Genomic DNA, 26,794 nt, shown 5'->3' on the forward strand with positions numbered 1-26,794 from the left:
GCCATTTGAAAGTTGGTATTTCTCCAAAGAGACCTTTCTCCTTCCGATTTTACAGCCCAATCCACAAAAATACCCCTGCATAAAACTAAAAATGCCCCTTTGATTAATTGCGATTTTTAACGTATATTTTCGTGTAATTGGATATAAAGCTGTTCCAGTTTTTGTTCAGGTGCTCTACGGTAGCGTCCATGCACCGCGGCATGTACAATAATAGATAGACAAGGCGTTTGACCTGGAAGGGCTAGGGGATGGAGCATATGAGCTGGATGCGAAGGGTAAGGTTAAAAGTAAAAAACATGAGGTTTCAATACAAATTATTAATGGGCTACTTGCTGGCCTGTGTTATTCCTTTAATATTTGTAAGCGTTATCATATTTCGTCAATCGGCGGGAGCGCTGGAGGATTCCTCTCAAGAATTTGCTTCTCTTTACACGTCGCAGCTCAAGACGACATTGAACGAGTTTCTCGAGGAATATGACAAGGTCACCAAGTCGGTATTGGTTGACAATGAATTGATCTACAGAATTGGAGATAAGCGAAGCTTGCCAATGGATGAATTAATCGTTCAAAAAATGGAGGTTCAGCGGCTATTAATGCGCGTGGCCTTGCTCAAGCCAGAAATTAGTACCGTGATGCTAATCAGCCGGGATACCAACGTGTATCAATATACGACTACAACTAGCAGAGTGGTAGAGGATATTTTGTTGTCCCGTGAATGGTATAAACAGCTCAGCAGCACAAAGGATACTTTTTTTATTACCGGGCTGCATGATCGTTCTTATTACGAGGATAAGGGGGCAGGAGCTGTAGTAACGGTCGGACGGGTATTGTTCAGCTCGGACGGAGCCTATGCAGGCCTTCTTCTCATAGATTTGGACCCGTTTACCTTGCTGCGGCTTGATCATGAATTTGTTTTGGCTCGGGACAAATACGGCATGAGCGTCATCATAAGCAATAGCCAAAATGAAATCGTCTATCATTCCGATGCGGCCAGCGGCCGCTTATCCTGGCAGCAAGTACTTGAATCCGGTACAGAGCTTCTGCAGGATAATGGCAGCGATGACAGCATTATTTTAACGGGCAGCACCACGCAGGGGAATTTGCTTATTCGAACCGAAATCCCACGCTCGAAGCTGCTGCACAACATCAATCAAATCAAGGGAGTGACGGTGTCGGTCATTTTGATGAGCTGTCTCGTCATCACTCTTATATCGTTTAGTTTGAGCTATAAGATTACGAAGCCTATTAAAGCCCTCCGCAGAAGCATGAAGCAGGCAGAGGTAGGCCAATATTTGCCCATAGAGAAAGAGCAGGCTAACGATGAGATTGGCAGCTTGGTGCACAGCTACAACAAAATGATTATAACGATTCGAACCTTAATTAATGATGTGTATATTGCGGAGATCAAGCAGCGACAGGCCAAATTCATGGCTCTCCAGAATCAGATCAATCCCCACATCCTTTATAATACGTTGGAATCTATCCGTATGAAGGCGCTCGTTAAAGGGGACGAGGAAACCTCGAATATGATTAAAATTTTGGCGCGCATGTTTCGGCTGGCTTTAAGCAAAGAAGGCAAGCACCACTGCGTGAAGCATGAATTGGAATATACCACTAACTATATAGAGCTGCAAAATATCCGATTCGATAATAGGTTCAGACTGGATATCAGAATGCCCGAAGAGATGCTGAATTGCAGCATCATTCCCCTCATTTTTCAGCCCATTGTTGAAAATAGCATTAATCATGGATTTGAGGACTACAGCCGGATAATCAATATCGAGATTGAAGGCATCTGGACGGACGAAGGAGAAATGCTCATTCGGTTAATGGATGATGCAGCCGGTATTTCATTGGAGAAACAAGAAGAGCTGCGTGCCTTGTTGGAGTATGCTGAATCGGACAAATATAAATTAGGTGGAGCTGATGAATCGGAGGGTAACGGGATAGGCCTCAAAAATATAGCTGAGCGTATTAAACTCCATTATGGCGCTGATTATTATTTAACGATTCGCCAGAGACTTGATCGGGGAACGATCGTCGAAATATTAATTCCTAAACGGTAGGATATTGTTCGGCAGCAAAATAGAAGGAGAGGGGTTTTGGCATGAAGCTGGTGTTGGTTGATGACGAGAAAGGCATTGTGGATGGCATCAAACTCTTAATAAACCGGTATATCCCGGAATGTGAAGTGGTCGGCGTAGCCTATAATGGCTTGGAAGGTGGAAGCTTAATTCAGGAATTGCAGCCGGACATTGTAATTACGGATATTCGGATGCCTCAAGTTAGCGGCCTCGACATGATTAAGCTGCTGAAAGACAAGGGCAGCCAGACTACATTTATTCTCTTAAGCGGATATGCTGAATTTGAATATGCACGGAGAGGTATGCAATTAGGCGTACAAGCCTATATCAATAAACCGGTCGAGGAAGAGGAGCTTCAAAGCTGCGTTCATCAAGCCATGAAAGCGATTCGTGCAGATCGGGCTAAGCGGCAGGAAGTAGCTGACTTGAAGCAGGAGGTCCATCATCTTATTCAAGAGAACGCTCTGCGGGATATCCTAGATGTCGGCAGCGATAATACGGAGCTTATGGAAGAGTGGCTTGAAATGGCGCAAATCCCGACAAAGGGAAACGGGTTCGTGGGGTTTGTACTTGAATTTGATCGTAAATTCGATGCTCTAAAGGAAGTCGGTCTACAGCAGGTGCTCTGTCAAATAGATCTGGCTCTTGAGCAGTATGACGGAGTGTATCGGTTTCGTTATACAGGCGCGCAGGTTGCCGTGGTAGTTGCTCACGGAGGGCCTATCCGCTATACGGAGCTGCTTCGTGCGGTGCAGCGTCTCCAAGAGGAAGTAAACCTAAAGCTGGGGCTTTCTATGACCATCGGTGTTGGAACGATTCAGGAAAGGGCCGCTGGCATCAGCCAGTCTTTTGAAGAAGCACGCTATGCGCTAAGCTATAAAGTCGTCAAGGGAGCGAACACGGTAATATCATTCATTGATATTACAAATCTGTCAGGAAGGATTCAATCTGTACCAGAAGAGAGCATCGCCAAGCTGGAAGCGGCCCTTGAGAACATGGATGAAAAGGAATGTGTAAGCATCATACACGATATTTTTCGCTTGATGGATTCCGAACCAAGCATGACCCCCGCTGATTTACAGATGCATTGTGTGAACATACTGTTAGCGAGCATTCGGAAAATGTCCTTTCAGCAGCTGCAGCAAAATGATTTTTTGGGCCGTCATATTTTGTCATTGGACGGTATATCCCGATTTCGGACCTTAGAATGCTTGGAGGAATGGATGGTTCAAGCCATTAGAAAAATAATCGAGTTCAAGCTGGAGCATAACATACCTAAGAAGAAGGATATTATTGCAGAGGTGAAGGAATATGTATCTGCCCATTATAATGAACCGATTACACTTGCGGATTTGTCTGCGCGTTTTTTTATTAGCCCTTATTATTTAAGCCAGTTTTTCAAACAAAAGACGGGAGAAACCTATGTAAGCTTTTTGAGCCGAATTCGCATCGGTAAAGCAAAGGAGCTTCTTGAAAGGACCGATTTAAAGGTGTACGAAATTTGCCAACGGGTAGGTTACTCGGATACGCAGCATTTTGCACGGCTTTTTGAAAAACTAACGGGCTGCAAACCAAGCGAATATCGCAAGCGGCTGCCAAGCAGCTAGCCTTATTTAGCCACTCCCTGAAGGAGTGGCTTTCTATTTTCCTTAAAAATGCCCTTGTTTATCCTTAAAAATGCCCAATTGAGAGACACAACCCCTAGTTGTATATTATTCATGTAAGCGAATACAACAACGAGATATTGGGGGTGATCAGTTGAAAGAAGTTGCATTTTATCGAATGAAGGTGTATTGGCCGTTGTATGTGATGGCGATTCCGGGAATCGTTTTTCTCATTATATTTAAATATATTCCACTGGCTGGTGCTGTAATCGCCTTCAAGGACTATTCGGTGTTTCAAGGGCTGATGGATAGTCCTTGGGTAGGCTTCAAGCACTTTGAGACTTTGCTGGAGCATCCTGACTTTGCCCGAGTGTTCGGAAACACGCTGATATTAGGTTTTCTCAAGCTCACACTGGTTTTCCCGGTGCCGGTTCTTCTGGCGCTGATGATCAATGAAATTCGAAAATCGGCGCTCAAGAAAGGAATACAGACCGCTTTGTATATTCCGCATTTTTTATCTTGGGTTATCGTTGCCGGTATCGTTTTCGATTTTTTTTCATTAAGCGGATTGTTTAACATCGTTATCGGCTGGTTCGGCTTTGAACCTCTGCTGGCGATGCAGGAAAGCGAATACTTCCGGCCCATTTACGTGCTTTCATCCATGTGGAGGGATGCTGGCTGGGGAACCGTTGTGTATATAGCGGCGATCAGTGCGATTGACCCTCAACTGTACGAATCCGCGATGATGGATGGGGCGTCCAAATTCCGACAAATTCGCCATATTACATTCCCGCTGCTGCTGCCTACCGTACTGGTACTGTTCCTGCTTGAAATCGGCAACTTTTTGGATCTTGGCTTTGATCAGGTCTATAATCTAATCACCCCGATGACCTACAACGTAGGAGATATTCTGGATACGTACGTGTTCCGGACCGGCATTCAGCAAGCGCAGTACAGCTTCGCTACGGCGGTTGGATTATTCCAGTCGATTATTGGACTGATACTGGTGTATATATTCAATCGAATGTCGAAGAAAGTATCGGATGGGGGGCTCTGGTAGACATGTTCGAATCGAGAAGCGAAAAAATATTTGTATCAGGCATTACGATCGTTCTCATCCTCCTGTCCGTCATAGCTCTCATCCCGCTGTTGTCTGTCATATCTACCTCGCTTAGCTCCAAAAACGCTGTGGATATGAATTTGGTCACCTTATGGCCGAAGCAGTTTACCTTCGACTCGTGGAGTTATATTATCGATCGTCCTGACTTATGGAAATCGTTTTTTCTAACTCTGGTCACGACGTTGATTGGAACGGTTTTGGCGCTGCTGATGACCGCGCTGCTTGCTTACCCGCTTTCGAAGTCGGAGTTCCGCTGGGGGCCCGTAATCATGATCAGCGTCGTAATCGCCATGATCTTCAAAGCCCCTATCGTACCTTACTTCCTGACGATTCGCGGCATAGGACTTTATGATAATCCGTTGGTGCTCATCATACCGCATATTCTGAATCCTTTTAATTTGATTATCATGAGAACGTTTTTTAAACAATTTTCGAAGGAGCTGGAGGAAGCGGCCTTGCTTGAAGGCTGTGGGTATTTCCGGATGCTGTTTCAATTGGTGCTTCCACTGTCCAAAGCAGTCCTTGCGACACTGGCTTTGTTCTACGGCGTGGTGTTGTGGAATCAGTTCCAGCATCCGCTCCTTTTCCTGCAAAATACCGACTGGTTTCCGCTGCAAATCAAGATTCGGCAGTTTATTACAGACGATAACGTCATTATGGCGGGCGCTGCATCAACGGTTGATCTGAACTACAACGAGCGAACCTTAAGAGCGGCCACGGTTATCTTCGCTATCCTTCCGATCATTATGGTGTATCCTTTCTTACAGAAGTATTTTGTTAAAGGGGCAATGATCGGTTCGGTAAAAGGCTAGTCATCCTTTTAGGTTTTTAGGCGAACAGCCTTAAACATATTACGGAAAGATATGGGGGAAAACAAATGAACGTTAAAAAAATGGGATTAACGATAGCGGCGGGAATTTTGGCTGTTACGGTTATAAACGGCTGCGGCGGCAACACGAACACTTCGAATGATGCTGCCCAGAGTCAAACGAGCAGTACAGATGGGGTAGTCGATATTGAAGTATGGGGCACCAACATCGGTTACAAGCCGATCACCAAAGGCAGCCAGCTGTATGAATTTTATAAGGAAAAGCTTGGCGTAGGCGTCATCCATCCTTATGTGGAATGGAACGGTGGAACGAATTACCTGAATCAGCTGAACTTGAAGATTGCGGCGAACGAAATGCCAGATTTGTTTACTCCCCAACAGGGCATGGAAGACAGCTTGGCCAAAAATGGCGCAATTGCCGACCTGACAGAGCTATTGCCGAAATATGCCCCGAATCTTTGGGAAACGATACCTACTGAAATGTGGGATGTTGTCAAGGCTAATGATCCAACCGGTCAGGGGAAAATCTATTACATCCCTGGCTCGGTCGACTACGGAAGATATGCGGGGATGATTCGTCAGGATTGGCTCGACAAGCTGAACCTGCCGATGCCAACAACGCAAGACGAGTACGTCAAAGTACTTGAGGCGTTCCGGGATCAGGACCCTAACGGCAACGGTCAGAAGGATGAGATTCCAACTGGCGGCCGTCAAGATGCTCGCTGGATGGACCACTTGTTCGCGATGTACGGTGTGGCCATGTTTGAAGGGTACCCGGAGTGGGATCTGTACGATGGCGAGCTTACTTATTCAGCCGTAACACCGAATATGAAAGCCGCTTTAGAGTTCATCGCCAAGCTGTATAAGGACGGATTATTGGATAAGGAGACGCTTCTGAACGACAAGGCAAAGTGGGATGGGAAAATTACGTCCAATAAGGCCGGGAACTACTTCCACTGGGTGGAGCAGCTCAATCTCAATTTGGAAAACCTGCAAAAAAATACGGGTGTGAAAGCAGAATTTTCCGTGCTCCCTGTACCTAAAGTTGAAGGTTATGAGGGCTTTTACACCGGGAAAAGATTTGCTCCCCCGCAATGGGTCGTGAAGAACAATAAAGATGAAGAGAAACTGATGGCTACCTTAAAGCTGCTGAACAATATGTATGACAAAAATAATTTTAAAGCGCTATACCTCGGTGTGGAAGGCATGCACTATACAATGAAGGACGGCAAAGCCGTCAAGCTTCCGGACGATAAGAGTACGCAGGAAAATCTAGTTCTTAATCCATATTCAAGCTCGTCGACACTTGACTTTACCATTGATCTTTTTGAAAGCACCGCATCGGAAGAGAGTAAGTGGATCGTCGATCAGGTGACTAGCAATATGCAGGAAGCTCAAAAATATGCCAAGGTCATCGCCGGCGATGGTATGTCTGCCAGTGTATACGAGGGCTATCCGGATATTAACAATCGGACGCTGTTCGTGGAATATGCAGCCAAAATTATACTTGGACAATACCCAATCAGCAAATTCGATGAATTCGTAGACAAGTGGAATAAGTCGGGTGGAGAAGAAGTGACGAAGCGTGCCAGAGACTGGTATGCCAAAGTAAAGAAGTAATCCAGTAAAAAATTAATCCACTAAAGATAAAGGCTTTGAATCAGGAGGGAGGCTAGGATGAGCAATCTTTTGAAGGAAGTGCTTGAGGGTCGAGAACATAATTATATCCTTCCCTTTCTCTGGCAGCATGGCGAGGAGGAGCAAGCGATTCGCGAAGAGATGGCACGTATTCATGAGGCTGGAATCGGTGCTGTTTGTGTAGAGGCACGGCCTCATCCGGATTTCCTTGGGCCGAAGTGGTGGGCGGACATGGACATCATTATGGATGAAGCTCGAAAGCGCGACATGAAGGTGTGGATGCTCGATGACGACCATTTTCCAACCGGACATGCGGCAGGCAAAGTGAAGGAGGCTCCAGAGGAGCTTCATCGCAAGTTCCTGGGTGAACGTTTTATCGATACCATCGGTCCTGCCAAAGGCACCTCTCTGCTGCTGGATACATTACTGATGAGCGGACTTCGGCCCACCATTTCGCAGAGCCAATACGCGACCGGCAAAAACAAGCTCATTTCCGTAGTCGCTGTGCGTCGAGCATCAACCAATGAAACGTTAACCAGTGAATGCATAGACTTAACTGAGCTAGTGCATGACGGCATTCTGTACTGGGATATTCCTGAAGGCTATTGGCGGGTATTCATCGTTTCAGAAAACAAGGATGGCGGCAGCAAGGCGCAGGAGGATTATCTAAACCCGCTCGTTCGGAATTCGGTTCGTATTTTGCTTGATACGGTTTATGAGGCTTTTTACAATAGGTATCACGCAGATTTTGGAAATACCTTTGCTGGATTTTTTTCAGATGAACCCGGGTTCTACAACGATAAGACGACCTTTGATTTCAATTCGAAGCTGGGAAAACAAGGCGTTTCCCTGCCTTGGAGCGATGAAATGCCGGCCCTGCTTGAACAGGCGTTGGGGGAGGATTACCGTAAGCAGCTGCATCTCCTCTGGCATGAGGCGGGGGAAAAGTCGAGCATGGTTCGGTATGCTTATATGAATATCGTCAGCAAGCTTTACGGGGAAAGCTTCTGCAGCCAGATCGGCGAGTGGTGCAGAGCCCACGGGGTAGAATACATTGGACATGTGCTGGAAGATAATAACGTTCATGCAAGGCTTGGCTCCGGTGCAGGCCACTTCTTCCGCTCGCTTTGGGGACAGGACATGTCGGGTCTCGATGTAGTGCTGTGGCAGATCGTTCCAGGCTTCGATGAAATGTCTTTTCGCTGGCCAGCAGGGGAAACAGACAGTGAATTTTTCCACTATGGCCTTGCAAAGCTAGGTGTGTCGCTGGGGCATATCGATCCGAAAAAAAAGGGCCGGACGATGTGCGAATTGTATGGAGCCTATGGATGGGCAGAAGGGCTAAAGCTGATGAAATGGCTCACTGACCATATGCTCGTTCGTGGCGTCAATTATTTTGTTCCACATGCATTCAGTCAAAAAACGTTTCCGGATCCAGATTGCCCGCCGCATCTGTATGCAGGCGGGAAAAATCCGCAATACCGCTATTATAAGCATCTGAATCATTATATGAATCGGATAAGTCACCTGATTTCAGGCGGGCGGCATGTGGCGACCGCAGCAGTCGTTTATCATGCGGAAGCCGAATGGTCGGGGGAGGCGATGTATTTTCATAGGCCAGTCAAGCAATTGATGCAAAATCAGATCGACTGTGATGTTGTTCCCGTTGATATTCTGATGGCAGCGGCGAGTGTAAAGGATAGCAGGCTGCTGATTAATCAAGAAGATTATCGTTGCCTTATCGTTCCTTATGCAGAGGCGCTGCCAGCAGCAATGCTCCGAAGTTTGGTCCAGTTCGCCGATCAAGGTGTTGCCGTCCGCTTTATTGATGGCTGGCCTGCACGTTCGAGCGAAGGCAGTGACGTGTCTGCCGAGCTAAACAGTCTTGCTCATCATCGGAACGTAAAGCTTGTCGCATTAGACCAACTAGCCCAACAATTAATGGCTGATGGATATTACGATATGAAAGCTGCTAATTACGAGCCATATCTACGGAATTATCATTATGTTCATGAAAAAATGGCTGTATTCATGTTTTTTAACGAGCACCCGCATCAAAGCATTCATACAGAAATCGTTTTGCCTGTCCAAGGCGAAATATATGCCTATGATGCTTTTCTGAATCGGTTGACCAAATGCAAGGCAAACAGGGAGACTGGAGCGGTGCAGCTGGAGCTTCATCCCTATGAATCGATTGTTCTTCTCCATGGGGCTGATCTTGGAGACTTCACCGTGCTTCCAGAGCAGCGGACCGTAACAGGAATGGATATAGCAGGTGAATGGACGATTTCCACCGCTGATGCTGAGCACTATCCTTCGTTCAATGAATGGGGGAGAATGACGGCTTTAACAAACATGAGCAAGCCAGATTATTTACCGCGATTTTCCGGCACCTTTCGTTATGAAACGGAGTTTGAATGTACGCAGCATTGGAATCAAGCCTTATTAAATCTTGGGGAAGTCTATGAAACGGCAGAAGTATGGGTAAACGGAGAGCAAGCTGGCGTGCGTATATGTCCACCCTACCAGCTAGAAATCGGCGGTCTGCTGAAAAAAGGGAAAAATAAGCTTGTCATTGAAGTTACGAATACGCTCGTGAAGGACCAGCGCGACTACTTGTCGGCTTTCTCCCAGCAGGAACCGAGCGGGCTAATGGGGCCTGTACGGGTGAATGTGTCAGAAGATTAACTTATTTAATGAAGGAATCCATATTTTTGCAGCAGGAGTTGCCTGGCATAACAGGCGGCTTCTGCTTTTTTGTCGCGAATAAATCAATTTTGAACCGGGGTCCCTTTTCATTGGTTTTGAGATTCATAAAGTATGGATTCAGCAATCGTTATGCCGGTACGGTGTTAACTTAATTTAGTGTATATGCTCAGGGTGACACTAACCTTTAACACAGTACCTGTACTAAAAGTGCGTACTTACATATTTATAGTGCAATCTTTATACTCAGAGCATGAAATAAATAATTTCTATACGCCTGGAAATATTGAAATTAAGAAAGAGGGATAATTTTATGTCAAATGTCTGGAAAATTTATTTATTAGCTGCTGTTAGCTTTTTGGTTGGAACATCCGAGTATATCATAGCAGGGATTCTCGACACAGTTGCAAGAGACGTTAATGTCTCCGTCGCTGCTGCTGGTCAGCTCATTACTATTTTTTCACTCGCCTATGCTTTTGGAACACCTTTCCTTATCGCATTTACAGCACGAATGGAGCAGCGCAAGCTTTTAGTTTATTCACTTGGCGTATTTGTGATTGGAAATATTATCGCCGTGGTTTTACCTGGCTTTGGATTTCTTATAGTCTCACGCGTTATTCTTGCACTAAGCATGGGAGTATTCGTTGTAACCTCCTTTACTGTCGCTACCAAGATGACTCCACCTGATAAACAAGGAAGTGCAATTGCAACGCTCCTTATGGGCTTTAGCACCTCGTTGATTATCGGTGTTCCGCTAGGCAGAGTTATTGCTTCCGTTTATGATTGGAGATTAATCTTCGGGGGAATCGGTGCACTTAGTATTCTTGCGATAATCGTTATACTCTTAGTCATCCCACGCTCAAATGGCGATGAATCGGTTCCCTTGCGCAAACAGCTTGCTTTAATTAAGCAACCGAAAATAATGGCAGCCCTAATGATCACTTTCTTATGGATTTCTGGTTATTCTATTGTCTACACCTACATTTCTCCCTTCCTGCTGTCGGTTACAGGGATGAACAGTAAAACAGTCATCATTGCTTTATTCGCTTTCGGGATTGCCAGCTTATTCGGCTCAAAGTTTGGCGGCTATAGTACAGATAAATGGGGATTCCCTCGTACTTTATTTGTCAGTATGGTACTGCATGCAGTAGCCTTAGTTCTACTGTCATTATCAGGCCAATGGCCTGCTATCGCTTTCCTTGTACTCATATTTTGGGCTCTCTCCGCTTGGTCAACAAGTCCAACTCAGCAATATCACTTAATGACGCTTGCTCCGGCTGCTTCAGGCATTATGGTGAGTATGAATACTTCAGTTTTACAGCTTGCTATGGGTGCTGGTGCAGGAATTGGAGGCGTTGTCGTGGAACAAGCTTCCTTAGCTTTGATTAGTTGGATTGGAGCTGCAGTTATTGCCATCGCTGCAACAACCGTTATGGTATATTTAAGAGTAACCCGCTCTAAAACTCCATCAGAACTTAGAAAGATATAGAAAAAAACTAATATCTAAAAGAGGGGTGCTTAACCAACTGCAAGACTGCTATAAAAAAGAAGTATTTCCCTGTTCAGGAGATACTTCTTTGTCATATATACAAAACAACTATGCCTACCGCTGTACAGCCTCCAGAGCTGGCGAACTGTTTTTCTCTCCCCACTCGCACATCATATTTAACAATGGAATGAGAGAAAGACCACTTTCAGATAATGAATATTCAACTTTTGGAGGTATTTGGGGATATTCCTTGCGTATGATAAGCCCATCTGCCTCCAGCTCTTTTAACATGATGCTTTGCGTTTTAAAGGAAATGGTACCGATAGATCGTTTCAGCTCATTAAACCGCATTACCTTATTTTCAGACAGCCAATACATAATGATCATTTTATATTTACCGCCTATTAAGGACAACGTGTATCCAAAGCCAGTTTCTTTTAGTTTCACGCCAGTTGGAATATAGGTTTCGCTCACAAGCTACACTCTCCTTTTGGTAAGTATATGATATAAATATGCATACTTAATAATACATCATTATGCAATCTTATTGAAAGGATCATGCTGCTTACCACATGCTGCCCGGCCCTGCTACCAGCCCCTCAAACCCACCCCGTAAATTCCAATATCGACGCCTTTGCTGATTGTGCTTCGGATTTCGCCCCTTTGCGCCATTCTTTTGGAGATGCTCCCATAAGCTTGGAGAAGCAGCGATTGAAGCTGGAGATGGAATGAAAGCCGACCTGCTCGGAGATCGAAAGGATCGAAAAATCTGAGCTTTTCAACAGCTTGCAGGCCTCTTCGATCCGGGTGCTGTTCAGAAATCAGTCCTGATGATCAAGAAAACCTTGATGTATCAGGACTTTTTTTATAATCCTCCTCACTTAACTTTTCAACAGGTCTTTCCGTAGGTTCTTTCTGATTCGGAGGAAGACCGTCTATGGAAGATCTATGAGCTGAATGTCTGAAGCATCCCAAACGAAGCAGTATTATTATCGATAATGATTCAAGCAGTCCTCATCTTTATAAGGTGGGGACTGCTTGTGAAGTACAGGAAAAAGAGCTGTATGATCCTTAAACAAACAGTAAAATATTAAAGAAGTTACATAAAGTATATTGTGCGAAATTCCGTTAACTGGGATGATATAGATTGTCTGAAGATAATCAGCGCCTTAAAGATGGATGTACAGGAGGAATAAAGTTGAGCAAATACTTGCTGAAACTGCTCGCATATAGTCTTGTGTTGGGGATTCTGCCTACTATAATAATCGGCTTTGCTTCCTATTCTATTGCTTCCGGGGATATGGAGGGAAAAGTCAAGGAAATGAATATGCAGTGGCCATTGGAATCAGTAATCCTTATGTACAACTTACAGATACCGTTATTGCGTATGGGGAAAGCTTAAACGCTTTGAAGGTGCGGATCAGTCTTGGTCCGGAAATTATTATTCATTATGGCGATATCGGGAATCATTCAGCTAACGATCATTATGAATATTCCCATTTAAAGATACTGGAGGAGAGAGTAATATACGCAATTAAAGAAATGCAGTCCGATAGTGCATCCGATTTGCTGGGGCAATATTTGGACACCTTGGTTTATAAGGATCGTACTTTGTATGAACATCAAACGTTGCTCCTGCAATTAGCCTCCAGACTTCTGCAAATCGTACAAGAGCAGGGTATGTCAATCAAGCAAGTATTGGGGGGGAAGGTGACATGGGGAAAATATTTCAACTGCAGACACGGGAGGAGATCATTCATTGGTTCGAATCTAAATTGTTTGGTCCCATAATTAAGTTGCTGTCTGACAACTCTAAGATTCAATACGTGAAAATTGCAGACAGACTAATGAATATGATTCATGAGCAGTATGATCAGGAGATTACGCTGGAATTGTACTCGAAGATTTTAAATTATCATCCGGTTTACTTAAGCCGCATCTTTAAACGGGAAATCGGTATATCCTTTAGTGATTATTTGACTGACTACCGAATGAAAATAGCCAAAGTGATGCTTGAAACGACGATATGAAAATATCGGAAATCAGCGAGAAAATAAAATACAAGAATATTAGTTCTTTTATCCGGAGCTATAAGAAGACCTATCAAATTACACCAGGCCAATACCGGAAGAATATGATGAACGGAGCCCAAGAATGAAGTTCATCTGTGAATTGAATGGAAGTGCAAAGACTGTGGAATTGGTGTTAAATGTCGGAGATACAGTATCCACACCGACGCCGATACCAACATCCACGCCAACAGCGACACCGATGCCAACGTCGGCTCAGACTGCAACAGCAACACTGAAACCGGCACCAGCAGCAAGCGGTTCTTCAATAACGCTAACTGCAACGCTTGATAGTACAACGGCTATAGCGAAAGCAGAGGTCACGGCAGCAGCCATCAATACTGCTTTTTCCAATGCGGCACCCGACAGTACTGGTGTCAAGACAGCAGATATCATCTTACTCCAAGTGGAGGGTGCCAAGGCGTATGAACCGGTATTACCGTCCAGTGTGTTTACTCAGGGAGACAAAAAACAGCTTATTAAATTGATTACACCTATAGGAACCGTTGAATTGCCCGGTAATATTTTTGAAGCCTATCTCACAGAAGGCAGCTCCAGCATTTCCGTTCTTATCGAATCGGCAGACAAGACAGCTATTGAGGATCCGTCATTGAGAGAAAGTGTTGGAGACAAACCAATCATTGAATTGACCATAAACGTAGACGGTAAAGCAAAATAAAAATGCACCGGTCAAAGTATCCCTTCCCTACGTGCCAAACCAGGATGAGCAAAAGAATAACGAGTATCTTGTAATCTGGTATATTGACCAGGCAGGGAAGGCCACAAAGGTATCAAACACTAAATACAACTCAGCAACGGGTATGGTAACCTTTAGTACGCCTCACTTTAGCAAGTTTGCCGTTTCTTATGTATTTAAGACTTTTAATGATGCGTCTATATTTCCTTGGGCTCAGAAACCGATTGAAATTTTGGCTTCCAAGGGCATTATAAACGGGATTTCAGAAACGTCTTTCTATCCGGGGACTAACATTACAAGAGCTGATTTCCTGGTTATTCTGGTAAGAACATTAGGAATTACAGCCGACTTCAGCGACAACTTTAGTGATGTCAGCCCATCGGACTACTACTTTGAAGCACTGGGGATTGCCAAGAAGCTGGGTATCAGCAACGGAGCAGGGAACGACGTCTTTAATCCAAATGAACAAATCTCCCGTCAGGATCTGATGGTTTTTAGCAGAAGGGCACTTCAGATTTTTGAAGTGGTTATACCACAAGGCAGCGCCGCGGATATCCAGAAATTCGGTGACAGATCGGAGCTGGCGGCATATGCAGTGGAGGATGTTGCCGCTATAGTGAAGGAGAGGATTGTCAGCGGCAGCGGAAATACCCTTAATCCTAAAGCCTACGCGACCAGAGCAGAAGCTGCTGTCATTATGTACAGAATCTTTAATAAGCTGTAGGAGGTTTTTTTGCATTTTGTTCCTCCGATTGCACTGGTAATTTCATAACTTGGGAAGAAAAAGGTAAACCCAGCTTAAACAGACTCTTCAAAGGGTCTGTTTTTTTATGCACACCTTAACATTTCAACAGTTGCATAATTTGATTTCTATTTCATGAACTCTTTTGACTATATGAGGATAATAAAAACCAGCAAGGGAACTCTTCTATGTTAGGGGGTACTTTGCTATTTAATGAGGATGGTCATCCTAGGGGCAGCTTTTTTGTTTTTTGAATTAATGTTAATAAGAATTCAGCATCACTTCATATGAACGCTTGCAGGTATGGCCCTTTAATTTGTCGAATGATAGGTGCGATAATAGGTGGAGGTAAATGTGGCAAGAAGGGGGCATGTCCGTGGGAGGAATGTTTAAGCTGATTGTGAATTATATTCAGCAGGCGACGATGAAGAAGAGGATCATGTTTATTTTTGCAAGCGGCACCCTTGTTCCTTTTATTTGTGTCGCGCTGCTGTCTTATCATACGATGTCTTCGATTCTGTCGGGCAATTTGGAGAGCAGTGTGCGCAGTAATCTGAAGCAGGCAGAACTCTCTTTGGAAAAAACCATCAGCAACTTGAATCACGTCTCCCAGCAGCTTGCGCTGCAGGGCAGCATTGGCAAAAAAGTAGATTCGCTCCTCTCCTCCGATAATCAATTTGAAAGAGCTGTGCTGACGGAAGAGATTAATACGGAGCTTAATCTGATCTCTTTTACCAACCCGACCATTGGCCTCATGATGTATTATTCCCAAGCTAAAGGCACCTACATGTTCAACAGTACTATCGTAAAAGAGGATTATGAAATAAATGGTTTGCCACTGCTTGCTGAGTACTTTAGAATTTCTTATTTTGGGCCTCATATCAGCAATGAGCGCTATAATGACGAATATGTGATCTCGGCGCTCCGCAAGGTGGATTTGCCCGGAGATCCTGATGATATGTATGTGTACGTCGAGTCAGGCTTCAAAATGACCCCGTCTATTTTTGAAAATAAACTGGAGGATGCCTCCTATTATCTGATTTTGGATAACGACAAGAGGATTGCGTACAGCGATGTGCCTGCTGACTTTGCTATGAACCATTACTTTAATGACAGCAGGGGCAATAATGGATCCGGTCTGCTGAACGGGTATTATTGGTTTGAAAGCACCAGCAACCAGGGGTGGAGCGTAGTATCGCTCATTCCCAAAGACGAATATAACAAGGAGAAAAATCGCTGGGTCATCCAAATGATCTATTTGTTCTTATTGTTTCTTGCCGTCAGCTTGCTGATTGCCTGGTTCCTGTGGAAGATGGTATACATTCCGCTGCAGCAGTTCAATCATCAGATCAAATCCATTACGCAGCGGAGCACAGCTCTTGCCGAAGTACCGCGTATCAAGATTCCAGAGTTTGATTTTCTGCTCAAGCAGCTGCAAAATATGAAAAACCAGATTTCTGAGCTGATCCAGGAGGTGGAGGTCAAAGAGAAAGGGAGAGCCGACCTTGAGGTGGAGAAGCTGCTGTACCAGATCAACCCGCATTTTCTGATGAATACGCTGGATACGGTCCACTGGCTGGCCGTGATGAACGGACAGAAGGACATCGACAGGCTGGTGGTCTCGCTCAATAAGCTGCTGTATTACAATCTGGGCAAAAGAGGACAAGTCTCCACTATCCGTGAAGAGATCGACTCCATCAGGCAATACTTAACGCTCCAGCAGATCCGGTATGATTTCGCCTTTGATGTGCGGATCCATGTGGATGACGATGTGTTGGATATAGCGATTCCACGGTTTATTTTACAGCCGATTCTTGAGAATTCCCTTTACCACGGACTTCATGATGAGGGATATATTCAAGTGGAGGTGGGGAAGGACGAAGGACAAATTATAATAACTGTCTATGATAATGGCGCAGGCATTTCGGAAGAGGAGATCGCGAAGCTGCTCCATCAGAAGCAGGTTGAACAGCAGAAGGCCGGGATGGGGATTGGAATGAGCTATGTCAAACGAATGATTGAGAACCAATATGGCGGTCTGGCCAGTCTTGAGATCCAAAGTGAATTGGGCAAAGGAACGACCGTCTTTCTGAAATTACCGAGCATGGAGGTTCTGCCGAATGATTAAAGTCTTAATTGTGGATGACGACAACCTGGTGCGCAAAGGATTGAGATCCATGCTTCCTTGGAAGGAATACAGTATGGAAGTGGTGGGAGAAGCGAAGAATGGTGAAAAGGCTCTGGAATTTCTCGCTGCGCAGAAGGTCGATTTATTGCTCACTGATCTGGCAATGCCTGTCATGTCAGGTATGGAGCTGATGCGGGCCGTCCGGAAGCAATATCCCCACATCTCTATAGTTGTGCTGACGCTCCACCAGGACTTTGAATATATTCAGGATTGCCTAAGACTGGGGGCTATTGATTATATCGCAAAGGTTGAACTGGAAACGGACAGCTATGATGAGGTAATGGGCAGAATCAGAGGACGAATACTGGAAGAGAAGACGAAGAATGCTGCTCTGGTCATAACCGATGAGGTGCAGCTAACAAATAACCGCTTCTATGATGCCGTTCCCGGTCAAAAACTGGATGACGCAAGCCAGGATAAATCATTTTTGCCCACGCCAAATAATGAAAATTTGCTCGCTGATCTGAAGAAGCAGGGGCTCGCCTTGGTCTGGGTTCACAAAGCATCCGAGTTTGACGAATTTCTGGAGAATTTGAAAAGGGCAGCTTTGCCGCCTGCAAGACTGACCGCGTTCCTGCATGCATTATTGCTGGGATGGAACCGGATCTACGCCTCGGTAACCAAGCAGCAAATCGAGCTGCCGGAAGCCTTCGGTGCATGGTTTGAAGTGGAGGAATGTCTGCGTAAGGCGAGAGCATCCCTGGCTGCTGCCATTGGCAAGCCCCAATATTCGGAGGAGGTCAAGGAATGCATTGCGAAAGCGGTGCAGGCCATGCATGAGGAATTAGCGGATCCGGTCATTGCTTCCGAAATGGCCAAAAGAGTGAATATGAGCCGCAGCTATTTCAGCCAGTGCTTTAAGGACATGGTCGGTATGACCTTCAATGAGTATTTACGTTCTATCCGGATGGACAAGGCCAAGGAATACCTGCAGTATACGCAAAAAAACATGCAATGGATTTCCGAGCATACCGGATATACGGATCAGAAATACTTCAGCCGGGTGTTTTATGAAAAAACAGGCATGCTCCCCAGTGAGTACCGGCAATCCGCCCAATCCGGGGTACAAATGTCCGATGTTTAGGGGGACAAATGTCGACTAACGCGGCTCTAACTTCCTCCATATCTCTACCCAAACTGAAAGCCGCTTTCTGCCACGAAGGCGGTTTCTATCCTGTATACTCAGGTAACAAGGCAATCTTACTGAAGGAAGGGAAGGTAAGATGAACAGAAGACATAGGATGATTGCTTTGATCGTCATCATACTGTTTATAAGCGCGTGCAGCAGCTCCAAGAGCTCCAATCCAGATACCGATCAAAATGCCAGGCTGCTTCCCGATTCATCCGGAAAATATGAGAGCCCCGTTACCATTAGAATTGGTACGACCGTCGAGTCTACTAAGTCACTGCTGGAGGGCGAAACCCTTGTCGATAATCAATATACCCGAAATATCAAAAATAATTTGAATATTATCGTCGACTATTCTTTCAAAGCGTCGCCGGCGAATTATAACCAGAAAGTAAGCCTGGCTATTGCCAGCGGTGATTTGCCGGATGCGATGGTTGTAGGTCCTGTTGAGTTAAAAGAAATGATTGAGGCCGATCAGCTCATGGATCTGACCGAAGTGTATCATACGTATGCTTCTCCGGTAATCAAGAGGATTGTGGACAGCACAGATGGAGAAGCGCTTAACAGCGTAACGTTTAACGGAAAAATTCTCGCACTCCCCAATGTACAGCTGCGTGCGGATGGAGTCCATCTCTTATGGATCCGCAAGGATTGGCTGGACAAGCTGCATATGGAGCCGCCCCAAACGATGGAAGAGCTGGAAGCGGCTGCGCAAGCCTTTGTGGAACAGGATCCGGACGGCAACAACGAGCGGGATACGATAGGATTGGCTGGACCAAGCTTGACGGGCAGGCTGTATGCGAATTTTCTTCATTCAACCAACAATTTATATGGCTTTGACGGAATCTTTGCCGCCTATGATGCCTATCCGGGCTATTGGCTGGAGGATAGCGGCAAGGTGGTATATGGCTCAGTCCAGCCGGGAACCAAGGAAGCTTTGGGGAAATTAAGAGAAATGTATTTGGCAGGACTCATTGATCCTGAAATGGGGGTGCGAGAAGATCCGGGAGAATCCATTATGAACGGAAAGACGGGGATGTTCTTTGCGCCGTGGTGGGCACCTTATGGACCTATAGACGATGCAGTCAGGAGCAATCCCGAGGCCAATTGGCAGGCCTATGCGCTCCCGCTGAACCGGAATGGCGAATATCGTCCTCACATGAGTACATCCACAAGTCAATTTGTCGTGGTCCGTAAAGGATATGAGCATCCGGAAGCCGCAATGTTAATTCTTAACAATCTGGTTCTTGGGGAAAGCGAGGGAACCTTCACAACCGAAAGGGGCCCGACAGAATATCCTTTACGATTAACTTATGCGCCGACCGATGAGACCGAATATGAAGTGAAGGCGCTCCGGCAGGTGTTGGCGGGAACCAGCACCGCTGAGGATTTCTTGGATAAGCCCGAATACAAAATGCTGCTATCGGATATCCGGAATATTGGCCCAGTCAAATTGGGACCTTATGACAAATACGATATCAAGTATTGGGCTCCTGATAAAAACAGGGCGATGTGGATACGCGGCTACTCCTTGATGGTGGGCGGTTCGCCGCTGGTAGACAACGAGATTAATGGAATATTCAGTGCCACCTATGCCCAAACCAAAACCATGGAAAGCAGGTGGCCAAAGCTTCAGCGGCTTGAAGAGGAGACCTTTCTGAAGATTATTCTCGGCGCAGCTCCGCTGGATGCCTTTGACCAGTTTACTGAGGAGTGGATCAAGCAAGGCGGGGAACAGATTACTCGGGAAGTAAATGAATTGAACCGATAAGCTCAGCATGAATGTTCCCAGCGTGGCGCTGGAGCAGCTTCCGGCGCCATAAATTGTTTTGAATAGTAGGAATAAAATAATGCTGGACCCGAGACTGCTTGGTATTGGGGCCCGGACGCGGCTTCGCACACGTTTTTAATGTTAATATTTTACTTAATAGTATATAAATTGAATTAAACGGTGGAGGAGAACTATGGACATCAATACGGCAAGTAAAACCATGGTGGATGCAAAATCCCCCAAACGGTTTCAAAGCAAAGACAAGTACTATTTATTTCTGATGGCATTGCCATTTCTGGTTCTGGCTTTTTTATTCTCGTACCTGCCGCTTTACGGATGGATCTATGCCTTCTATGACTACCGGCCCGGCATTCCGCTCTCTGCTTCCGAATTCATGGGCTTTGACTGGTTCACATCGATGATATCCAATGAAATTCAGCGTCAGGAAGTTCTGAGAGTGCTGCGCAACACCTTCGCCATCAGCTCTTTAAATATTGCGACTTCCGTTTTGCCGGTCATCTTCGCAGTCTTTCTAGTTGAACTCAGAAGCACTAGATTCAAGAAAATTGTACAAACGCTTACAACATTGCCGAACTTCATCAGCTGGGTACTCGTTTATTCCTTTGCCTTCATGCTGTTCTCGGTAGATAACGGGTTTCTGAATAACCTGCTGCTGGACTTGGGGTGGATTTCGAGGCCGCTGAATATTCTCGCCTCCGATGATCATACCTGGATGGCGATGACCTTGTGGAGTGTATGGAAAGGATTAGGCTGGGGCGCGATTATGTATATTGCCGCCATTACAGGCATTGATCAGGAGATCTATGAGGCAGCAAGAGTCGATGGTGCCGGACGCTTCCGGTTGATGTGGCATGTAACTGTACCGGGCATTATGCCTACATTCTTCGTGCTGCTGCTGCTCTCGATCGGTAACTTCATTAATAACGGGATGGAGCAGTTCTATGTGTTCCAGAATGCGATGAATACGAATCATATCGAGGTTCTGGACCTGTATGTATACAACATCGGCATGACGAACTCGAACTTCGGTTTCGCAACAGCTGTAAGCATGCTGAAATCACTGGTTAGTCTGTTCCTGCTGTTCGTAGCGAATAGCATGTCCAAAATCATCCGCGGTGACAGCATCTTTTAATCTGACAGACAGAAAAGGAGAGAAGCGACATCATGCCTGCCAAAGAGAAATTTACGTTGTTCCATTTCATTAACTATGCCGTGTTTGCGATCATCACGCTCATTTGTGTATTTCCATTTTATTATCTGTTCATTAATACGATCAGCAATAATGACCTCAGCAGCAGAGGACTGATTATGTTCTATCCGAAAGACCTCCATTTTACCAACTACATGGATGTCTTTAAAATTCCCGGTCTAGGACAGGCAGCGCTTATGTCGGTCGGGCGTACGGTGATTGGCACCATTTTGACGGTTGCCGCCTCCGCCTTTCTGGGATACTTGTTCACCAAGCAAATGTGGGGACGCAAATTCTGGTACCGCTATCTGGTCATTACGATGTATTTTAACGCCGGTTTGATTCCGTGGTATTTAACGATGCTGAATCTGGGGCTGACCAATAATTTTGCCGCTTATGTATTGCCGTTCATCGTCCAGCCGTTCTTTATCATTCTCGTCAAAACCTTTGTGGAGTCTACGCCGCTCGCCCTGCAGGAGTCTGCACAAATAGATGGGGCCGGTTATTTCAAGGTTTTCACAAGTATTATATTGCCACTGATTACGCCGATTCTGGCAACCATTGCAATCTTCTCGTCGGTCACCCAGTGGAACAGCTTCACGGATACCCTATTTCTGGTCACGGATCAGAAGATGTTCACGCTTCAGTTCATTCTGTACCGCTACATGAATGAAGCGACTTCAATTGCCCAACTAATGAAGCAATCTACAGGCGCGATGGATCTGGATCTGGCCAATATGGCAACGCCGACCTCCATCCGCACAACCGTGTCCATGGTCGTTGTGCTGCCGATCCTGCTTGTGTATCCGTTCTTCCAGCGATTCTTTGTCAAAGGCATTATGATTGGCGCAGTCAAAGGCTAAACGGCCGATGTTAATTGCTTGAAGGAGGTGAAGTTCTTCTACTGAACGTCTGTTTTATGCAAGAAGGACAGCCAAAGAGTATGAACAGGGGAGGATTTTGGAAATATGAAAAAAAGATGGTATGGTTCTGCGCTGCTCATCCTAATGTGCGCTATGCTCGTATTTACTTCAGCCTGCAGCAATAATAATGGAGGGAATTCGGCGGACGGCGGTACAAAGGCTCCAGCCGCTTCCGGTAACAACGAAAACCCAGATAGAGAAGAGATCACCATTGATGTGTTCTCGATGCTGGCTAACTATGCCGGGGAGCAGCCCGGATGGTTTGCCAAGCTTGTGAAAGACAAGTTCAATATTAAGCTCAACATCATCGCCTCCAATCTAGCTGGCGGACAGCAAAAAATCGCGACCATGATGGCCTCCGGCGATCTAGGCGATCTAGTTGTGTTCGGCACCAACGGCAGAGACTATCAGGATGCCATCAAAGCGGGTCTCTTGCTGGACTTTACCAAGGACGATCTGCTGAACCAATATGGTCAGGGCTTGCTGGCCAATGCCCCGGAAGCCATTGAAGCGAACAAGAAGCAATTTGGCGGCGGCACGGCGGTATACGGAGTAGGATTTGACGTGGGAACCGGTGAAGGTCCTTCTGAAGGCGCGACGATGAATTACGGGCCGAATCTCCGCTGGGACTTGTACCAGCAGCTTGGAAGCCCGGAAATCAAGACGCTGAATGATTATCTGCCACTGCTTAAAAAAATGCAGGAGCTCGAACCAAAGAGTGAAAACGGCCGTCCGACTTACGGTATTTCGCTCTGGTCCGACTGGGACGGCAGCTATATGACACTGGCAAAAGTCATTGCCCAGTTTCACGGATATAATGAAGGCGACGGCCTGAATCCGGCAGGGATGATTCTGACGCATCAGAATAAAGATGAATGGCAGGGCGTCCTTGATGAAGACGGATATTATCTTCAAGGTTTGAAGTTCTACTACGATGCGAATCAAATGGGGCTGCTTGATCCGGATTCCTTAACCCAGAAGTTCTCGGATGTCTCCAACAAGATCAAAGACGGGCAAGTATTATTTTCACACTTCCCTTGGGTTGATAACGTTTACAATACCCCTGAACGTACAGCTGAGGGCAAGGGCTTTGCACTGGTGCCTTTTGCCGATGAGAAAGTCACCTCTTACGGGCAGAGCCCGTACGGCGGCAACCGGGTATGGGCAATCGGGGCGGATGCCAAGGACCCTGAGCGCATTATGGAATTCCTGAGCTGGCTGTACTCTCCGGAAGGCGTAATGGAAGCGAACTATGGCCCGAAAGGCTTGGCCTGGGATATCGACGGCAGCGGCAAGCCTTTCGTAACCGAATACGGCTGGAAGGCGCTGCCGGCGAATGCCGAGCCGGTACCAGCGGAATATGGTGGCGGCACATTCAAAGACGGTACGAATCAAATTAATAATACGACCCTGAAGCTGACGAACATCAACCCGGATACAGGGGAAACGTATGACTACAACCTGTGGCCTTCAACGCTGAATCATAATCCGGACCCGGTTACCAAAAGCTGGCGCGAAGCTACGGGTGTAATGACAGCGAAAGACTATTTTGTAAAGAACAACATGATTGAAGTCTCGAAGCCGTTCTTTACGACGGAAACCCCGGTTACCGTCCCTGCCCAGCTGCAGCAGAAGATTGACGGAATTGGAAAGATTATTAAGGAGTATTCATGGAAAATGGTCTTTGCCAAGAACGATGCTGAATTCAACAAGCTTCAGGAAGAGATGATTACGAAATCCAAAGGTCTTGGTTATGACGAAGCGGTAGCCTATGAAGTCGGAAATGCAGAGAAGATGGTGTTTCCTTTTAGATAAGGAATATATGAAGGATTAACTGCCGATTAAGTCCGGTGCGGGAATTTGCTCCAACCCAATGCATATCTTTAATTTCATACCATTAAAACAAAAAGCCGGTTTTCAGGATGTTCCTGAATAACCGGCTTTACATTTTTCTAGCAACCCATGTTTAGGAGAGATTTAAAGATATTCGCACTTGAAGTTTGAGAACTCAGCCTTAGCTTCTTCCCCATAAGCATATAAGCCGATGAGGACGCCTGTAAAGCCTCCTGCAACCTCAGAGGATAGGTATCTGGTTTGTGCCGTGCCTAAGAGAGTATCCTTGCCGTTTGCTTGAATAAGGAAGCTATAGCACTCATGACTTGCCCGAATAATCAGAGTAGCATGGTTGTCGCTTTCCAAATCTATTTCATATTCAATGGATTTAATATCTCCGATATTCAAACGCTCAATAACTATATACCCGGTTTCAGCTTTACGTATAGCCAAATCATAATGATGATTCTCATCCATATAAAGAGTTATACCGGCTTCGCCGTGGGTGAGGCTGACATCGCATGAAATGACGGCGTTGAAGTCTCTTTGTCTTATGCCGATAAAAGTCGGGGATGCTGGAATATCCAGCGTCACTGCGGTCCCTTTAAGCGTTGCTTTATCGGGTTCTAACAGATAATTCGCTGCAATAGGATGACGAAGATAGCACCAATCCAAATTCCAATCCGTGTTCTCGAAGGTATAAAGCTTTTTCTCCTGCTGGATGACAGGCCCCCAGTTCCGATCAGTGTCAAAACTCGTTAGAGTGGTGCCGTTGTGCCCTGCTGTAAACCAGCCATCCTCATCGAAGGCAACCGGTGTAAGGAAAACTTCGCGTCCGAGATGATGGTAGGTAAGCCATTGACCGATTTGACGGAAGCCCAGATGGAGCATCCACCAATTTCCTTCGTTATCCTGAACCAGATCGCCATGGCCAACCCCCTGCAGCTCATAACCGCCCTTATTGCGGTTGGTTAGTACGGGATTATTCGGGTAAGCTTCGAACGGTCCGGAAGTAGATTCTCCCCGCGCATAGATGACCATATGGCCATATTCCGTTCCGCCTTCAGCCGCCATCAGGTAATACCGGCCATTGATTTTATATAGATGCGGGCTTTCCAAATAGCGCCCGCCTGTTCCCTGCCAAATCGAGCGGCTCGGCGACAATTTGCTGCCCGTTTCAATGTCAATTTCACACTGAACAATGCCGCCTATCCCGTTATCATCTTTCCCGTTGCTCATAAAGAAGGCTTTTCCATCTTCAAAATACAAATCGGGATCGATTCCCCCCTGTTCCACATAGATCGGCTCCGACCATTCATCGTAAATATCGTCGGTCCATACATAGAAATTTTGACGAGTGGTGTCGTTGGTCGTGGTCATGTAGAATCTTCCGTTGTTGTAACGTATCGTTGGAGCAAAAACTCCGCCGGAGCTGCCCACCTTGCCGAGCTGAACCTGACTCTCTCTGGTTAGACAATGACCGATTTGCGTCCAGTTAATCAGATCCTTGCTCTCAAAAATCGGTACGCCAGGGAAGTACTGAAAGGAACTGCAAACAAGATAATAGGTGTCTTCTACTTTGCATACACTAGGGTCTGGATAAAATCCTTTGATAACCGGATTATTGTATTTCATATATCCTCCTCATTTATTAATTCACATGTATGTGAATTTAATGTGATAAGCAGCTAATGAAATTAAACACTATTGCTGAAATTCTTGCAATAGATTGGGCTTGAAGGTTCCTGTTAATTCTATTAAATTTATATATATATGATTTCAATAAATGTGGTCAGGAGATTATGATGATAATCAAAGCGAACGGGGAAGCGAAGTTCATACCGTTATATGAAGCGTTGGCCAGTGAGGTTAGATGGAAAATTATGAGTCTCATTGCCGACAGCGAAATGAACGTGAAAGATATTGCGAATCACTTAGAGCTCAGTCCCTCTATCGTCACGATGCACATCCGAAAACTCGAACAAGCCGGGCTCATCGGAAGTCGCAGGGTGCGGTTGGGCGGAGGGACGCACAAAATGTGTTTTCTCAAACAGAAAGCCGTCGAGATTGAGCTGCCGTTCGCCAGCCAGACAGCGAAGGTCAGAGAACAAAGTATTTCGGTCGGTCATTACACGGCTTTTGAAGTCCATCCTACTTGCGGGCTTGGTACGCTCGAGAAAGAGATCGGGGTATGGGATGACCCTAGATATTTTCTTGATCCCGAGCGGGTTCACGCCGCCATTCTGTGGTTTGGGTGGGGCTATGTTGAATACAAAATGCCTAACTATCTGCTTGCAAATCAAACCGCAGAGGCCATCGAAATATCAATGGAGATTGCTTCGGAAGCGCCTGGCTTAAGAGATTATTGGCCTTCGGATATTGAGTTCACGTTCAACGGCATCTCCCTAGGCACATGGACTAGTCCGGCTGACTTTGGAAGAGCTGCGAGGGGGAGACTTACACCTGAATGGTGGCATCGGAATGTGAATCAATACGGGCTATTGAAGACGATTCGAATTGACCGAGCGGGTACATTTATGGATGAAGAACGTATGTCGGATGTGACCCTCGCGGATATTAAGCTGCAGGAACCGTTCTGGACGCTTCGTTTCGCCGTTGATGAGCATGCTGTTAATGCAGGAGGGTTGACCCTCTATGGTTCGGGATTCGGCAATCACGATCAGGATATTGTAATCCGCGTTCACCTGAACGAAGATTATTAATTCGATAATCTGATGGATGAAAAATTAGAAATAAAAAAA

General features: G+C 45.8%; 22 protein-coding genes. 19 read left to right on the top strand and 3 right to left on the bottom strand.

Annotation, left to right across the window (positions count from 1 at the left end):
* The first annotated feature begins 296 nt into the window (after nucleotides 1-296).
* The 7 genes from ASF12_RS26040 to ASF12_RS26070 all read left to right on the top strand — a co-directional run bounded on the left by ASF12_RS26040 (nucleotide 297) and on the right by ASF12_RS26070 (nucleotide 11,470).
* Nucleotides 297-2,066, top strand: coding sequence for a cache domain-containing sensor histidine kinase (locus tag ASF12_RS26040; protein WP_235533285.1), 1,770 nt, complete (start codon nucleotides 297-299; stop codon nucleotides 2,064-2,066).
* A 41-nt stretch (nucleotides 2,067-2,107) separates the two neighbouring features.
* Nucleotides 2,108-3,691: a helix-turn-helix domain-containing protein gene (locus ASF12_RS26045; protein ID WP_056041049.1), complete on the top strand. Its 1,584-nt coding sequence runs from the start codon at nucleotides 2,108-2,110 to the stop codon at nucleotides 3,689-3,691.
* 151 nt (nucleotides 3,692-3,842) lie between these two features.
* The gene (locus ASF12_RS26050) at nucleotides 3,843-4,748 is read left to right on the top strand and encodes an ABC transporter permease (RefSeq protein ID WP_056041050.1); all 906 of its coding nucleotides are present in this window, start codon (nucleotides 3,843-3,845) and stop codon (nucleotides 4,746-4,748) included.
* 2 nt (nucleotides 4,749-4,750) lie between these two features.
* Nucleotides 4,751-5,620: a carbohydrate ABC transporter permease gene (locus tag ASF12_RS26055; protein WP_056041051.1), complete on the top strand. Its 870-nt coding sequence runs from the start codon at nucleotides 4,751-4,753 to the stop codon at nucleotides 5,618-5,620.
* 65 nt (nucleotides 5,621-5,685) lie between these two features.
* A complete protein-coding gene (locus ASF12_RS26060; RefSeq protein ID WP_056041052.1) occupies nucleotides 5,686-7,257 on the top strand; it encodes a hypothetical protein in 1,572 nt (523 codons plus the stop codon).
* Nucleotides 7,258-7,314: 57 nt separating this feature from the next.
* Nucleotides 7,315-9,963 carry a glycosylhydrolase-like jelly roll fold domain-containing protein gene (locus ASF12_RS26065; RefSeq protein ID WP_056041053.1) on the top strand — a complete coding sequence of 883 codons (2,649 nt, stop codon included), beginning with the start codon at nucleotides 7,315-7,317 and terminating at the stop codon, nucleotides 9,961-9,963.
* 331 nt (nucleotides 9,964-10,294) lie between these two features.
* Nucleotides 10,295-11,470: an MFS transporter gene (locus tag ASF12_RS26070; protein ID WP_056041054.1), complete on the top strand. Its 1,176-nt coding sequence runs from the start codon at nucleotides 10,295-10,297 to the stop codon at nucleotides 11,468-11,470.
* Nucleotides 11,471-11,584: 114 nt separating this feature from the next.
* On the opposite strand, the gene ASF12_RS26075 is transcribed toward ASF12_RS26070, so the two are convergent.
* Both ASF12_RS26075 and ASF12_RS26080 read right to left on the bottom strand, forming a co-directional pair.
* A complete protein-coding gene (locus tag ASF12_RS26075; protein WP_056041055.1) occupies nucleotides 11,585-11,944 on the bottom strand; it encodes a winged helix-turn-helix transcriptional regulator in 360 nt (119 codons plus the stop codon).
* A 125-nt stretch (nucleotides 11,945-12,069) separates the two neighbouring features.
* Entirely contained in the window at nucleotides 12,070-12,288 is a 219-nt protein-coding gene (locus ASF12_RS26080) for a helix-turn-helix domain-containing protein (protein WP_081419059.1), read from the bottom strand.
* 514 nt (nucleotides 12,289-12,802) lie between these two features.
* Between ASF12_RS26080 and ASF12_RS34745 the strand changes: the two genes are divergently transcribed.
* From ASF12_RS34745 to ASF12_RS26130, 11 genes are all read left to right on the top strand, one after another.
* Entirely contained in the window at nucleotides 12,803-13,261 is a 459-nt protein-coding gene (locus tag ASF12_RS34745; RefSeq protein WP_155973469.1) for a hypothetical protein, read from the top strand.
* Nucleotides 13,262-13,317: 56 nt separating this feature from the next.
* Nucleotides 13,318-13,500: a helix-turn-helix domain-containing protein gene (locus ASF12_RS34750; protein WP_155973471.1), complete on the top strand. Its 183-nt coding sequence runs from the start codon at nucleotides 13,318-13,320 to the stop codon at nucleotides 13,498-13,500.
* Nucleotides 13,497-13,628 (top strand): AraC family transcriptional regulator, encoded by a 132-nt coding sequence (locus ASF12_RS36695; RefSeq protein ID WP_081419060.1) that lies wholly within the window; start codon nucleotides 13,497-13,499, stop codon nucleotides 13,626-13,628. The genes ASF12_RS34750 and ASF12_RS36695 overlap by 4 nt, the downstream gene beginning before the upstream one ends.
* A complete protein-coding gene (locus tag ASF12_RS26095) occupies nucleotides 13,625-14,218 on the top strand; it encodes a hypothetical protein (protein WP_056041063.1) in 594 nt (197 codons plus the stop codon). Before ASF12_RS36695 ends, ASF12_RS26095 begins: the two co-directional genes overlap by 4 nt.
* Before the next feature lie 31 nt (nucleotides 14,219-14,249).
* Nucleotides 14,250-14,960, top strand: a complete 711-nt coding sequence (locus ASF12_RS26100; RefSeq protein WP_056041065.1) for an S-layer homology domain-containing protein — start codon at nucleotides 14,250-14,252, stop codon at nucleotides 14,958-14,960.
* A gap of 403 nt (nucleotides 14,961-15,363) precedes the next feature.
* Nucleotides 15,364-17,106, top strand: a complete 1,743-nt coding sequence (locus tag ASF12_RS26105) for a sensor histidine kinase (protein WP_235533297.1) — start codon at nucleotides 15,364-15,366, stop codon at nucleotides 17,104-17,106.
* Nucleotides 17,099-18,250, top strand: a complete 1,152-nt coding sequence (locus ASF12_RS35125; protein ID WP_056041067.1) for a response regulator transcription factor — start codon at nucleotides 17,099-17,101, stop codon at nucleotides 18,248-18,250. Before ASF12_RS26105 ends, ASF12_RS35125 begins: the two co-directional genes overlap by 8 nt.
* A 139-nt stretch (nucleotides 18,251-18,389) precedes the next feature.
* Entirely contained in the window at nucleotides 18,390-20,066 is a 1,677-nt protein-coding gene (locus ASF12_RS26115; protein WP_056041069.1) for an extracellular solute-binding protein, read from the top strand.
* A gap of 193 nt (nucleotides 20,067-20,259) precedes the next feature.
* Nucleotides 20,260-21,219 carry an ABC transporter permease gene (locus ASF12_RS26120; RefSeq protein WP_046232844.1) on the top strand — a complete coding sequence of 320 codons (960 nt, stop codon included), beginning with the start codon at nucleotides 20,260-20,262 and terminating at the stop codon, nucleotides 21,217-21,219.
* 32 nt (nucleotides 21,220-21,251) lie between these two features.
* Nucleotides 21,252-22,139 carry a carbohydrate ABC transporter permease gene (locus tag ASF12_RS26125; protein ID WP_046232843.1) on the top strand — a complete coding sequence of 296 codons (888 nt, stop codon included), beginning with the start codon at nucleotides 21,252-21,254 and terminating at the stop codon, nucleotides 22,137-22,139.
* Between the two features lie 105 nt (nucleotides 22,140-22,244).
* Nucleotides 22,245-24,014 carry an extracellular solute-binding protein gene (locus tag ASF12_RS26130; protein ID WP_056041071.1) on the top strand — a complete coding sequence of 590 codons (1,770 nt, stop codon included), beginning with the start codon at nucleotides 22,245-22,247 and terminating at the stop codon, nucleotides 24,012-24,014.
* 162 nt (nucleotides 24,015-24,176) lie between these two features.
* Here ASF12_RS26130 and ASF12_RS26135 read toward each other — a convergent pair whose 3' ends face one another.
* A complete protein-coding gene (locus ASF12_RS26135; protein ID WP_056041073.1) occupies nucleotides 24,177-25,667 on the bottom strand; it encodes a glycoside hydrolase family 43 protein in 1,491 nt (496 codons plus the stop codon).
* A gap of 173 nt (nucleotides 25,668-25,840) precedes the next feature.
* On the opposite strand from ASF12_RS26135, the gene ASF12_RS26140 reads away from it, so the two are divergent.
* On the top strand, nucleotides 25,841-26,755 hold the full coding sequence (locus tag ASF12_RS26140; protein ID WP_056041467.1) for an ArsR/SmtB family transcription factor: 915 nt from the start codon (nucleotides 25,841-25,843) through the stop codon (nucleotides 26,753-26,755).
* The last annotated feature ends 39 nt before the right edge of the window (nucleotides 26,756-26,794 follow it).

Origin of the sequence: Paenibacillus sp. Leaf72 (assembly GCF_001422685.1) — a bacterium.
In the GTDB taxonomy this organism is placed as follows: domain Bacteria; phylum Bacillota; class Bacilli; order Paenibacillales; family Paenibacillaceae; genus Pristimantibacillus.